Source organism: Marinoscillum furvescens DSM 4134 (assembly GCF_003386095.1).
GTDB lineage: Bacteria > Bacteroidota > Bacteroidia > Cytophagales > Cyclobacteriaceae > Marinoscillum > Marinoscillum furvescens.
In genome coordinates, this window is record NZ_QREG01000006.1 from 170,019 (window position 1) to 183,982 (window position 13,964).

Annotated in this window: 7 protein-coding genes; 4 read left to right on the forward strand and 3 right to left on the reverse strand. The window is 48.7% G+C overall.

The window, feature by feature from the left end; genetic code table 11:
- The first annotated feature begins 46 nt into the window (after positions 1–46).
- Entirely contained in the window at positions 47–3,628 is a 3,582-nt protein-coding gene (locus C7460_RS08685; RefSeq protein WP_115867700.1) for an Ig-like domain-containing protein, read from the forward strand.
- Between the two features lie 322 nt (positions 3,629–3,950).
- The gene (locus C7460_RS08690) at positions 3,951–5,537 is read left to right on the forward strand and encodes a T9SS type A sorting domain-containing protein (protein WP_115867701.1); all 1,587 of its coding nucleotides are present in this window, start codon (positions 3,951–3,953) and stop codon (positions 5,535–5,537) included.
- A gap of 98 nt (positions 5,538–5,635) precedes the next feature.
- Here the strand turns inward: C7460_RS08690 and C7460_RS08695 are convergent, their stop codons facing one another.
- Positions 5,636–10,783 (reverse strand): MBG domain-containing protein, encoded by a 5,148-nt coding sequence (locus C7460_RS08695; RefSeq protein WP_221409485.1) that lies wholly within the window; start codon positions 10,781–10,783, stop codon positions 5,636–5,638.
- A gap of 156 nt (positions 10,784–10,939) precedes the next feature.
- Entirely contained in the window at positions 10,940–12,058 is a 1,119-nt protein-coding gene (locus C7460_RS08700; protein ID WP_115867703.1) for an alpha-L-fucosidase, read from the reverse strand.
- Between the two features lie 264 nt (positions 12,059–12,322).
- Here C7460_RS08700 and C7460_RS08705 point away from each other — a divergent pair, with 264 nt between their 5' ends.
- Complete coding sequence (locus C7460_RS08705) at positions 12,323–13,240, forward strand: RHS repeat-associated core domain-containing protein (protein ID WP_115867704.1); 918 nt, start codon at positions 12,323–12,325, stop codon at positions 13,238–13,240.
- A 1-nt stretch (position 13,241) separates the two neighbouring features.
- Positions 13,242–13,736 (forward strand): hypothetical protein, encoded by a 495-nt coding sequence (locus tag C7460_RS08710; protein WP_115867705.1) that lies wholly within the window; start codon positions 13,242–13,244, stop codon positions 13,734–13,736.
- Here C7460_RS08710 and C7460_RS24045 read toward each other — a convergent pair.
- A complete protein-coding gene (locus C7460_RS24045; protein WP_115867706.1) occupies positions 13,729–13,908 on the reverse strand; it encodes a hypothetical protein in 180 nt (59 codons plus the stop codon). The genes C7460_RS08710 and C7460_RS24045 overlap by 8 nt on opposite strands.
- Positions 13,909–13,964 lie beyond the last annotated feature (56 nt).

Genomic DNA, 13,964 nt, shown 5'->3' on the forward strand with positions numbered 1-13,964 from the left:
TCGCCTAACCATTTTCTAAACATTCACATCAAAAAGGTTTAGCACTATGAAAAAGTTACTCTTACTTATCACATTACTTTATTCGGGCCTTACCTATGCCCAGCAAAAAATCGTGGACAAATCCACCACATCGGGAAGTGTCTCCTACCTGGTGGCTGAGCCGGACGACTCCAGGATGGTCTTTAAAGGCCCGGGAAATACTTTCAACTTTGTAGACCTTCAAAAACTGTCCATAACCAGCACGAGCTATTCTACCTTCACCGAAGAGGAGCGGGCAGGGAATATCATTTTCGGACGCGGTGAGCTCACCAATGAAGCCAGTGACCTCACATTCGTGACCACCACAGAGGCACACCACCTCGACTACTACAAAACCGGCGCCAACTGGCCACGGATATTCGTTCAAGCCAGTGGCGGAGCCTACTTCGGGTCGGGCAGATTTGACCCGGACAATGCTGGCCGTGACTTCATCAGGCTTTCCAGTGACCTCACTACCGTCACACGCCCTTTCAACAATGTACCTGATGATGGCGTAGACCTCATCAACAAAAACATCTACCAGGTACAAATGGTCCCTTTTGGCAACAACCAAATACTGGTGAAAGCCAAGCGAACCGCCAGCGACGAAGAGTACTTTGCCTGGGACGACACCAATAACACCCTTACGCAGCTCACAGATGTGGACCATACGGACACTGACGAAGCGCATCCTACCAACTGGCCACTTGCCAAAGCCTATGGGCAAAGCGTAATCTTTTACTACAAAGGCCAGCTATACAGCTCAGATGGCACCGCCAATGGAACGGTAGCAATAGACAGTGTAGCACTTACGGATAAACAAGCCATTGGTGGCGCCGACTCCTATGCCCTTTATGGCAGTGAAAAAGACGGAGACAGTGAATTATACCTGTACGCTGAAGGAGTACTTACGAAAATCGACCTAAACGCAAGCGGTAGCTCTTCTCCTACTGATTTCGTATCCAATGGCAACTTGATGATGTTTATCGCTGATGATGGTACCGGCTATGAACCATATCTATCAGACGGCACAACAGCTGGCACCAAAAAACTGGCAGACCTCAACCCTGAAGGAGCCTCCATGACGCCCTCAGGAGCGTACAACCAGCACAACATTATACCGGCAGGCGATGGCTTTGTCTTCGGTGCCAACAATGGCACCAGCTCTCAACTCTACTTTACCGATGGCTCCAACATCGTAAGCCTCAACAACCACGTGGACTACAATGGCTATGCCGCCAATGCACGTGAGGCACTTACAGCCACAGCAGCGTTTGTGTACTTTGCCGACCAGCAGGGAAATATCTACTCAGTAGCCATCCCTGACAATATTTATACAGCCAATGGCTGGACCAATAATGCTCCTGTAGCCGGGCAATCACTGTATTTCAATGCAGATTTCACCTTTACTTCTGACCTGTCCATACACAGTGCACACATACCTGAAGGAGTCACGGTAACCGTACCGGCTGGTGTTACACTAGAGATCACCAGCATTCTGCATAGCAAAGGCACCCTCAACGTGGAAGAAGGCGGCACGCTGTTCTACGAAGAGCCTGTCAATACACTTGAGCTACAAGCACTTGTCAATGACATAGATGTATTTTTGGCTGAAGCCCAAACAGGCACCGAACCCGGACAATATCCGGCAGCTGCACTCACCCAGCTAAGCGACTCACTCAGCAAAGCCAAAACGGTCATAGAAACTGCCGACAATGCAAAGGCCGTAAATACCATGGCAGACAACCTACACACCACCTACATCGATGTTCGCTGGCAGGAAGTACAGCAAGAATACGTCTACAAAAACAATCTAAAAGTAGTGGTAGGCGACGTAAAGCAAGCGCAAATCCGCAATCTACTTACATCCAAAAAACAGGTAGACTACTTGCTGCTGGGAATGCGGGAGGCCCATATGATGGGCATCCGCATCAATATTTTCGCCAATGGATTTAATCCAAACCCTGAAATGTTTGACTACCTCTATGAGCAGGCGGTAGCGCATGGCTTTAAGATTTTTGCCAATCCCGCCGAGTGGGCCGGAGGTCAGCGGATAGCCTGCGACATGTTCGACGGAAAGTTTTGTGACGTAAAAGACGATCCGGCAAAAACCGAAAAACTAATCAACCGTGTAAAGGAATTTGCCAGTCAGTACAAGTGTGACTGGATCAATGCCTTCAATGAAGATGGCGCACCGGGTAAAACCTGGAGCGTTGCTCAATTCAACGAAATCTATTCGTCTTTATACGGCAATGTGAATGGAGCAGAACTCATCGGTGCATGTACCTGGGGCATCCCGGCGGGCATTCAAGCACTAAACAAAACGAATATCAAAGACTATGTCACTGTGGCTACTACGCACAACCTGGGCTTCAACCATGACAAGTGGGACGATTTTATAGCGGCAGCCGGAGACCTTCCGGTATGGGATTCTGAAACCAACGCCCATGACAAATACGGCACAGGGACCCGACTGGAAGTAGCTGTAGCAGCCGGTGTAGACGGCATGGTATTCTACGACAACTGGCGCATGGTAAACTTAACGAACGGTTCACTCGGGGGCCGAGCCTTAGAACTGCGTGACATTTATTCGCAGCCTAAAGTAGAGGTAACGTCCATTACGATCTCTGGCGATGAGCAGGTAGCCATCTCACAAAGCACTACCCTTACTGCTACCATTGCTCCTGAAAACCACACCAATAAATCGCTTACCTGGACCTCCTCTGATGAGGATGTAGCTACAGTAGATGCAAACGGTGTAGTCACCGGCCAGGGACTGGGAGAAGCCACCATCACCGCTACGGCTACAGATGGCTCAGGAGTGTCCGGAACGCATACCATCACCGTAGGTCCTCTGCTGGTGCAAAGCATCGAAGTGGCAGGAGAAGCTACCATGCAGCATGGAGCTAGTCAGACACTCACAGCCTCTGTGTCTCCTGAAAATGCGTCCGATGCATCGGTCACCTGGAGCTCCAGCAGTGAAACTGTAGCCTCGGTAAATGCTGAAGGAGTAGTGACTGCCAACGCCGTGGGCACTGTGACCATAACTGCCACCGCCAATGACGGATCGGGCACTACAGGATCTCTGGACATCACCATAGAACCCATTCTGATCACCGACATCACGCTCTCCGGAGATGCAGAAATGGATGCCAACTCCACGCAAACCCTTACTGCTGAAGTGCTCCCGGCCAATGCCTCCCTCACCACCCTGAGCTGGAGCAGCAGCAGTGAAGTAGTAGCTACAGTCAACGACCAGGGTGAAGTTTCTGCCCTTTCAGGGGGAAATGTAACCATCACAGCCACTGCCACTGATGGATCGGAAGTGAGCGGCACCTTTGACCTTACCGTCCTGGAAGTACTGGCAAGTGCCTACCAGCAGGCTTTCGTGGTATTCCCCAATCCATCCTATGGACAGTTTGAGGTGGGAGCGCCCAATGGCGAAAAGAACCTAAGCTACCACGTATACAATGCCGCCGGCCAACTGGTGCAGGCAGGAAAGGTTCCTGACTCAGGTAAAATCAGATTAGCTGAAAACGCCAAAGGAATCTTCAATCTAGTGATCAGTACTACCCATCAATCGTTTAGTCGCAGGCTGATCGTACACTAACTATTCTTCGGCAGACTGAAGCTTAGATCAGGTGTTTCTCAGGGAACTCTCCCTGGGAAACACCTATTTTTTTGTCCACACCCCCCTATAGCTCAGAAACTTACCCTGCACAATTCACCCCTAATCTCTGACCAAATATCCACCCGAGTCCCAGTCAGAATCAATGAATATTTGATTACAAACCAAGCTAATCTTTACAGCTATACCCCAACCAAAACTGCCTTAAATATTGAAATGAGCTTTTCACACCCCTACCATCTTCTACTTGAGACTATCGTCTTTTCATACTTCACATTATTAAAACCTATAACTAAAATCGATTATGAAAATTTTCTATTCCAATCGAGCTATGCTGTTGCTCTGCTCGATCTTACTATCATTTACGCTTTCGGCGCAAAGCATCTATACCAACAACATGGACTATGTACTGGGTGATGTAAAACAGGCGTTTATCCAGAACAAGATCACCACGCAGGCACAGGCTGACAACCTGATCGTGGGGTTTCAAAACATGCAGGTCAATGGCATACGCATACCTATTTTTGCAGACGGGCACGTGCCCAACAAGCCCATGCTTGATTATTTCTACGATGAGGCAGTGGCTGCGGGATTCAAGATTTTTGCCAATCCTGCCCAGCATGCCGGAGGGCAACGCATAGCCTGTGAAATGCTCAATGGCACGCTATGCACCGTAAAGGGGGACACCTCCAAATCCAACATCCTCATCAACAGGATCAAGGATTTTGCTACCGAATACGCAGTGGATTGGATCAATCCATTTAACGAAGATGGCAAACCGGGTGGAGCATGGACAGCAGATCAAATGAATACCATCTATGCCTCACTTTATAACAATGTAGGAGGGGCTGAGCTCATCGGGCCATGCCCATGGGGCATACCTGCTGCCATTGATGTATTTAACCAAACCAATGTACCTAATTATGTCACGGTAGCTACCACGCATAACCTCGGGTTTAACCACAACGATTGGTCTACGTTTATCGGCCAGGCAGCTACACACAACCTGCCCGTTTGGGACTCAGAGGTCAATCACTATGACAAATACGGAACAGGTACTCGCTTAGAAGTTGCACTAGATGCAGGTGTAGATGGACTGGTCCTATACGACAGCTGGAAATTCATCAGCCTGACCGATGGCTCCATCTCCTCTACCGGGCAGACATTTATGGATCTGTACTTAAAATTTGTACCGGATACCAACAAAACCTACTACATCGAGTGTGTGGGACGCAGTAGACGAATAGCGGCAGATGGCTCCAGTGACCTTCCATATACTACTAATCTGTCAACAACCGGAAGTGACGTAGAATGGAAATTTGTATCTGCAGGTACGGGACTCTGGCACATAGAGCGTGCCGGCGGAGGTAGTAAGCCGCGGCTTAGAGCAGGTGGAGGTTCCGATGCAGACATGGATCCCACTTCATCTTCTGGTGGATGGACGAAGTGGTCCATAGATCGGGTAAACTCCACTTCTACAAACTACTTCCTTACCTTACCCTATGGACCCACCAACGATCGCCTGCACGTGAATGGTGCTAACCAGGTAAAGATGGTAACCACCACCAGCACAGGCTCATGGGTACAGTTCCGATTTGTAGAAGTAAGTAGTGGAGCTCGTACAGCTTCTGTTGTACCACAGAAAAACAATCTGAAAGTATATCCTAACCCCGTGACGGATGGCGTCATTTACCTCTCTTTACCAGAGACTGAAGAACAGTTGGTGACCAGCGCTTCCCTCTTTACGCTGGATGGACGAAAGGTGCTGGATACCAACCTGACAGGCGGTGGACAGCATCAGCTGCATGTAGCTCACCAACTAAAAGGGCTGCATCTGCTCCGCATCCAGACAGGCGCGGAGACACAGGAATTAAAAGTATTTCTAAAGTAATAGCATAATGAAAAGACGGTAGCAACTTAAAAGCGGGCCCAAAAGCCCGCTTTTTTATCTAAACTAAACACACATACAATCTTTACCCGAGCGGCTGATTAATCAGCGACCCGGACTTTTTGCCGGTAACGACCTGTATGCAATACATACACCCCATCAGGCAAATGATTCAAATCATATTGACCTTTGCCAGCCAAACCGGAAACAGAAAACAGCAAATGTCCCGAGATATCATACACATGGATATGCTGATCTTCCAACACCCCAAAATCATAATAAAGACTTTTACCAGCCACGTACAAAGCACGAGGCACCTCGGTCTCTTCTACACCCAACACTCCCGCAGTTAGCAGTGCAAAGCGATCTTCAAACGTGCCCTGCGAAGAAGTAAATGTGTAGGTTTCTTCGGCTATAGCTACAAAAGCGCCCGTTGCTTTGTCATGAAGCATCACGCCCGAGGTAAGTGGCTCCTCTGACGTGCTTGCCAGAGACAGGGTGTACGCTCCGGCAGCATCCACACGATAGCCTAAGGCCACCTCAGACCTATGACTCTCCGGCAGTCCCTGAATAGCCAGCCTGTGGTTTTCCTGCCCTAGCAGAGAATAAAACCTAAAACCACCTGACCCTAATACCGGAGCATCATACGCATCGTCTAAGCCCTCGGTAGCACCCGCCGCATACCCTACGATCGTCGCTACACTTGCTGATTCATTGCTCAACAGCAGCTTGTAAGTGGTTTCCGATCCGCGGTAAAAGCCATCGTCACCATTATGTGTAGGCTGTAGCATGCTGTCCGTAAAAACGATAGATGTGGGTCCTGTGGCTTTCACAAAAAATCCCTGGCAGCTACGAATCATTCCATCCCATTTGGCGTCACCTCCAGCGCGGCTATCCGTATTCCCCAGCGCATTGACGACCAGATAATCGCTGTTTAGCCCTCTCTGCTCATCCGAAGAGTAGTCATCCCAAATGTAAATGGAGCCGCTAATGGCCGCCTCGCTATTTGCCGACATAAAAGCCTCAAAACTTATTGCTGCAGGGTATGGGTTAGCCACCAAATTGAAGCCCTGATAGACAGCTTCGTCAGCCACTCCCTGATCGGTGTAAGCTAGTGTCACATTCACTTCTCCGGAATTTGGCACACCACTAAAAACCACCTTTCCATTAGCATCTCCTGTAAACGAGCTAAAGTACCCACGCCCTGCTTCCATAGATGCCACCGACAATTCCTGAGGAGACTTAAACCGCTTCAAGCCTTCAGTTTGTCCCGCTTCATAGGGTTCTGATTCATCATAGCCATACACTATCACATTGGTGCCCAGTACGTCAAACGCTGCAGACTGCACCGGCGAGCCTACCATGCTGTATTTGCCTGTGGTGGCACCAAAAGTAGTCGTACGCTCTATCTGGTAGTTTTCTCCGGACACACTACCAAAGGTCAATAAGGCCCCTCCAGACTGGACGATTAGCGCCCCGTCATTAGTAATTGCTTCGTTGATGGTAAGGGCAGTACCAGCCGAAACGGTCACTGTAGCTCCTTGCCTGATCTCTACTGATCTAGCCTCCAGACTTTCGGAGGAGGTCCAGTCACCACTAAACACCACGTCTTTGTTTGGCGAAGGTGCGGACTGGCTGTTCCAGCTAGATCCATCCCACTCATACTGCTCCACTACGGTAAGCAGCCGCTCCACAGGTGCTGCGGCTTCATAGTTTGCCGACCCTGCCTGACTGGCCGTAATGGTCACCTCACCTGCAGCGTGCAGCGTCACTGTGTTTCCCGATATCGAAGCTACATCGGTATTGCTACTGGTATACGTGAGGGCATTGCCACTGCCGCCTCCCGTGGCGCCAAGTTCAAACGTGGCATGAGCTATGCGGTTTTGTGTTTCGAGTTCAGGAAAATCAATCTCCTGTGCTGCTTTGTGGATGACCAGCGTACCCGAAGTACTTTCTCCACCAAAATCCGGGTCACTGGCAGCGACAGTAGCCGTCACACCATAGCTACCTGCCGCTATAGGTGCCTCCGAAGCGCCATCATAGGAAATGACCATTCCCAACCCTTCGGGATAGGTGGTGACAGCCACTGCTCGCGGCGTACCGTCGTAGGTTTGAGACAAGTCCGCTAACTCCAGTGAGGCTGTAGCCTCCGACGACTGTACTGCCCCCAGGTCTACGTTTATCCCACGGGCATTTCCGTTGATATCGTGGAGCTTGATGGTGGTACCGGTTTGGCCTGTGCCCAGCACCAGACTTCCCGTGGCTGACACGGTTTCCACTCCATAGCTGTTGACCACTATATTGGGCGTAGCTCCTCCATCTACCAGCACCTCTGCCGCACCCTTGGTATACGCAGGATCTACAGCATTGGAGGCATCTAGCGTTATGCTTTCATCCAGTGTCAGCTTTCCAATCAGATTGGATTTAAAGTAATCGAAGAAGCTACTTTGAGTAGCTGTGACAAGCATGTCCACACCTCCGGTGTTTCCTTCGGCTACATTGTCTACCAGCAGGTTATTGATAAACTTAAAAGAGGAAGCCGGCGCCAGGTGCTTAATGGCCGGTGCCACAGTGGCAGAAGGTGCACCAGTAGCTACATTGTCTATAAACGTACTGTTGGTAATGATCCCATAGGCTCCCGGCTGGCCATTGTTGGCATTGATTACCCGGCCATTGGTAGTATTGCCCGGTTCAGCCAGGTCCAAAGGGTTGTCCAGCGTGCCGTTGTTGTAAAACACACAATTGTAGACTTCAAAAGATCCATTGTTGCTTGCATGAATGACACCACCAGAATAGTTGCCACGCTGAGGGTAGGCTCCATTAGTGATCTGGGGCATGGCGTAGTTATTAGTAAATGAGCAATCCTCAAAAATCACTTTATTAGCTCCACTGCCTGTCACTTGTACGACCCCTCCATACCTGGTGACGCTACGCTCAAACCTGCACCTACGCGCCGTAAACGTGCTCTCGCCTCCTGCACTCTGCGTAATGTTGACAATACCTCCGCCGATATTGCTGCCATACCACCCACAATGCCTCACCGTAATCCCTTCCATGGTCAAACTTTGGTTGGCAGTGGTGAGCAAAGCAAATCGCCCTTGCGTGGTTTTGGATTCATACACAGGCTGAGTTCCATTTTGCAGGATGGTCACATCAGCACCCTCTCCGATCAGGGTAATGGTCTTAGTCACATTCAGTAAAGAGCCTTTTCCGGTGTAGGTATAGGTCCCTGCTTTGATAAAAATCGTATCTCCAGCCACAGCTTCCGCATAGGCTTTGGACAAAGTGGCGTATGGTGATGCCTCTGTACCATCTCCACTGGCATCATCTCCTGTGGGTGAGACATATGCTCGGGCTACGCGAGGCTCAGGCGCCTGTATGGTGCCGTCCAGTACACCTGTCATAAACCTGGCCATTTCATAGAGCACATCCTGATACTCTTGCTGGTTTAGGTTGAAAAAAGCATGAACCTCGCCGGGATAAATGACCGTCTCCGCGATACCTCCCTGATTGTTTATCGCATCTGCAAACAAGACACTTTGCGTATGCGGGATCGTGTTGTCTGCATCTCCGTGCATCATAATGGCAGGAGGTGGAGTGTCACTGAGTTGGAAAATGGCAGAATTGGCCTCCGCACTGGGGTCTTCCTGGCCGTAGCCATTGCCCTGCCCCCAGCTACCACTGTCATTTACAAAGTCATAGATGCCATTGAACCCAATAAACCCTACCGTACCGTCATAGCGCTGAGCAGCCAGTGCCGCAAGTGGAGACCCGGCAGACCCGCCACTGAAAAACACCTTTGACATATCAAAATTATAAGTAGCCGCATTGGCAACAGCCCACTGGTAGGCCGCATCTATGTCTTCCATGGCCAGTGTAAAAGTACCATTAGAGCCTTTGCACCTATAGGAAATCCCCAGAGTAGCCACCCCTAAGTTTTCGGCCAGATAAGTGCCGTGAGGAGAATAGCTCGCCACCGATGAAGCCAGCGACCCTCCTGACCAGCCGCCTCCATGCACCCATATATGTACGGGCACCTTTTCCGTGCGGTCTTCGGGTACCACCAGATACATGGGCAACTTATGACCCGCCTGCGGGTAATCCACAGTGGCCATAGGCGACAGCACCACCGTGTCTACCCCAAAGGTAGTGGCCGAGGATACGATCAGGTTGTACTCCGACCGCTTGGCTACTCCCAGCCCTACACCATCTGTAGACTTAAGGTTTTCGTCGAGCTCTATGGTCACCAGCGCTCCATGCGGCCAGTTCTCTCCGGGGGTATAAGTAAGCTCATTAGAAGCGGTGAGTGTCCAGCTACCAGGCGCTTCGGTAGTGCTTTTATTGATGTATACTTTTGGCAAGGTAGAGTTGAAGTCTACGTTTTGATTAAACGTCATTCGGATACTTTCTGAAACGCCCAGATGTGTCCTGTCTGTAGGAAAGACTTCCGTTACTTCAAAATCTGACCGAATCACCTCAGGATAGTCAGCAGCCAGGCGGGCATGGGCCTGCTCCATCTCAGACGTGCTAAAGGGCTCACCAAACATCATCAGCTCGGCCATCTCTGTATGGAAGTAGGTATAGTTGCCATCTCCCTGTCGCGCCAGGTTGATCAGGTGATCGTCATCGTTTTGATGGATCGTCCCATCGAGAGTCCCTGTTTTGATGATGCTCGACGTATTGTCAAAATATTTATAGTTGCCCGAGGCATCCAGGCTAAACCCAAAAAAGAAAAATGCATTTTCCGGCAGGTTGTTGAGTACAATCTGTTTGTAAGTGGGCCGGCCATACTGAATGGTCATGTCGCCATTTCCCTTTCGGGTAAACCGCACCCCAGAGCACGTACCCCAGTTGTTGTTTTCTACCCGAAAGTTGCCAAACATCACTGCCACGCTACCTACATCTCCTGTTTTGCCTACATAAAAAACGGAAAACGTATTATCAGCCGTGTAAGCGTTGGAGCCTTCGATGGTCATGTGCGAACCATTCTTTGAAAAGCCCACATTCACCTTACCAGGATAGGTTTCCTGCATCTGCTCTCCGGCGAGCGAGGGGTCTGGCTGTACGGCATCTCCCGAGCCCACAGCATTTTCCCAGCGAGTCACCGCACCATTCCCATCTTCAATGATCCCGTGGTTGTTTTTGAGCCACAGCAGGGTATCTGACGATTGGGCTATGAGCACTACCTGCACGCAAAGTATTGCCAGTATAAATAACGAGGTTTTTTTCATCATGTGTTTGATCTTCATGCTATGATTCTGGGTGGTGTAACTTCCCTGATTTGCTACTGAATAGTGATGGTATTGCGGCATTGTGATGAAAGCGAAAATGGGGTGAACAAATGAAGTTCATTGCTCCTGCAACGCCATCCAAAAGCCACCCACATTACGCTTAACACCTACCAATCATGCCAAAATGCCTTCCCATCCTTTGGTTTTGATTTCTTGCCCTACCTGGCGGAGCACCTGTACATCTTCGGGGTGCATTTCTCCGGATGGCAGAGGTCCTGTGTTGAGCAGCAGGTTGGCCGGATAGCTCGCAGCGCGCTTCAGCATGGCGATCACGTCCGCTTTGGTCTTGTGGTTTCCGTCCTCTGTTTTCAGGTATCCCCAGCCTTTTTTCTGTAGGTGATCACAGATTTCGAGGGGTTTTTCGGGCTTGCCTTCACCTTTGTATTTGCGCTCAGGCGCCAAAAAATCCTCTGTACCTATCAGCCCCTGTTTGTAAGACACCAGTACCTGAGGCTGTTTGGAGTGTATCATGTCGTATAGCTCCTGACATCTAAAGACCGAGCGATCTCCTGACGCTGGTGTAGCAAAACCATCGAGCCAGATGCCTGCCACATCGTCGTAATTATCCAGCAGCTCCTCCACCTGATTGTGCATAAACTGCAAGTAGATTTCCAGGTCATGTGCTTCGCCGTATTTGTAGTAGGGCTCCTTTTCTTCAAACTTTGGGCGGGCAGCACCACCCCACTGGTCGTTGTTGGGGGCATGAGGATGCCTCCAGTCTCTGCCGTGCGAATAGTATAGAAAAAGTGCCAGCCCCTTTTGGTTGCACTGCTCCGAAAGCTCCGCTATCAGGTCGCGCTTTGCGGGAGAATTGGTGCTTTTGAAGTCCGTGTACTGGCTATCCCACAAACAAAAGCTGTCATGATGCCTTGTGGTGATGTTGATGTATTTCATGCCTGCCTCCAGCGCCAGGTCCGTAATGAAGTCGGCATCAAACTTTTCGGCAGTAAACTGATCTTTCAATTTGGCATACTCAGCCACATGGATTTTTTCTTTGTACTGCACCCACTCATGCCTCCCAAGGAGGGAGTACAAGCCATAGTGTATAAACAGTCCGTAGCGGGCATCGCGAAACCACGCAGTAGAAGTACCTCTGGGATCTCTTCTGTACATGGCCTCCATGCCTTTGAGGTATGGAGGGAGGCTGCGCTGCCCTTCCAGGCCACATCCCGGTAGTACCATAGCTCCGGCACCCGCCAGCAGAGACAATTCTATAAATGTTCTTCTTTCCATTGTAAAATCATTTTTGCAGGTGGACTTTGATTATTTCATCATGCAAATCGTAGTTCGTACTAAATGCCACCAGTGATTAGAATTTGTCATAATCACCACACAACAAATCTGTCTAAAAACCAACCGAGCAATGGGAACATAAGGAATCAGAAAGGGTGGTGTAATTGCTCAAAAAGCAGGCAAGCACTTGCAAATGAGGCATTCTGAGCATTTGACCATGCAGGATCAGGGTTTGGTGTAGAAGTAGTCCAGGTAGCCGATTATATGCCATTTGGATATATGATGAACAATACCGCCGCAAGCAGCACTAGTTACCTCTTCAACGGCAAGGAGTATCAGGAAGAAACGGGCGCTTATGCTTATGAATATAGACATTATGATCCGGTGATCGGTAGGTTTAACAGTATGGACCCTCTCTCCTATACCTATGCCAATCAAAGTCCCTACCTTTATGCCAGCAATAACCCCGTAACGTTCATTGATTATTTGGGTTTGTATTCTGGAGAACCCGATCCTAATTGCCCTGGAAATGATTGTAATAATGATGGAGGAATCGATTGGGAGGAGAATGGAGAAATAGTAAGCAGTCCTTATTTCTGGAACGAAGATGTACAGGAATGGATCAATGCTTATGAAGTTCTTAATTGGGATCCAACCAATCAAAACAAGGCGTATAGAGCAAGGGCTCAAGCAGTTGTAGATAAATACGAAGATCAATCTTCCGGGGGGAGTGGTGCGAATGATGGGATATGGCCATATGGTTCACCCGTAGCATGGTCAATTGGAGTAGATTTGGATGTGGTTGTTGGAGTTGGAGGGGATATGAATCCAATATCTTATGGAACGATTTTACAAGGCAAAGACAAAGGGACAGGTTTTATATTAAGTGATGGAGGTATAGGAGTTGGCTTAGATGTCTCTGGGTCAGTTGATGGCACAGTATATTTCTACACGGGAGATTTAGATGATTTTTCAGTAAACTCCTTGAATGGGCCACGAGTTGAAGGAAACTTTGGAGCGTCATTCTTTGCTGACTTGGGAGTAGGAGTTGCAGTTTCAGAAGAAGATAGATTTGGAGGGAGAGTAATAGCGGTTAAAGGTTTTATTGGTGCAGGTATTCCTACTTATGTTGGGGGTAATGCCAATTGGGGTGAAACATTTATCCAAAAAATCATTAAGTAAAATGAATCTACTTTATCCAACTCAAAACAAGGAGGTTCCCATTTCAGATAAGGAATCAGTTTTGGAACGAATCAAAGCTTACACGGAAAACGTCAAGAAATTCCGATTTATCTTTTCAGGTCATAAGCCATTTGAAGGGGAAGTGAAACAAAACGGATTTAATATTAAGTATATCGGTAAAACAGCTAGAAACTACAAGGTTGAATTGCAGGGGGATGTAGTAGAAGATAACAATAATACTGTCCTTAGGATACAGTCAAGACCGACAGGATTCGGGAAAATTTACACTTTGATTTGGTTGTTTATTATGACTTTGGTGACAGTACTGACAATATATTTGACTATTTCTCAAGGTCAGTTGATCATTTTAACATTCACATTGGTTTGTGTTCTATTGTTGACTGTAGTCTTAACCGTGTCTTATTACGGTTATAGGAATGAGACCTCAAAAGTTTGGGAATTGATCGAGAATATTGTTTCTGACCAGTCTAAATAAGCCCAGCCTTTTTCAGCAGCTCGATGATCTGATCTTTAGTCAGGTTATCGAGCTGGCTTTTATCGTAGATATGTACCAGGTACCCCGCTAGTTCACGCGTGTCACGTGGACTGAAGAAACTAAAAACCTCATACTTGCACGAAAAAATAAACTGAAGCTTTTTTTGAGGCATCGTCAAGGACGTGTCCGATAAATAAAACAGACACGTCCTTTTGCACGATCGTACAC

Coding starts and splice junctions, on each gene's coding strand:
- C7460_RS08690 (WP_115867701.1), top strand. CDS start 3,951: ATGAAAATTTTCTATTCCAATCGAGCTATGCTGTTGCTCTGCTCGATC.
- C7460_RS08705 (WP_115867704.1), top strand. CDS start 12,323: ATGCCATTTGGATATATGATGAACAATACCGCCGCAAGCAGCACTAGT.
- C7460_RS08685 (WP_115867700.1), top strand. CDS start 47: ATGAAAAAGTTACTCTTACTTATCACATTACTTTATTCGGGCCTTACC.
- C7460_RS24045 (WP_115867706.1), bottom strand. CDS start 13,908: ATGCCTCAAAAAAAGCTTCAGTTTATTTTTTCGTGCAAGTATGAGGTT.
- C7460_RS08700 (WP_115867703.1), bottom strand. CDS start 12,058: ATGGAAAGAAGAACATTTATAGAATTGTCTCTGCTGGCGGGTGCCGGA.
- C7460_RS08695 (WP_221409485.1), bottom strand. CDS start 10,783: ATGAAGATCAAACACATGATGAAAAAAACCTCGTTATTTATACTGGCA.
- C7460_RS08710 (WP_115867705.1), top strand. CDS start 13,242: ATGAATCTACTTTATCCAACTCAAAACAAGGAGGTTCCCATTTCAGAT.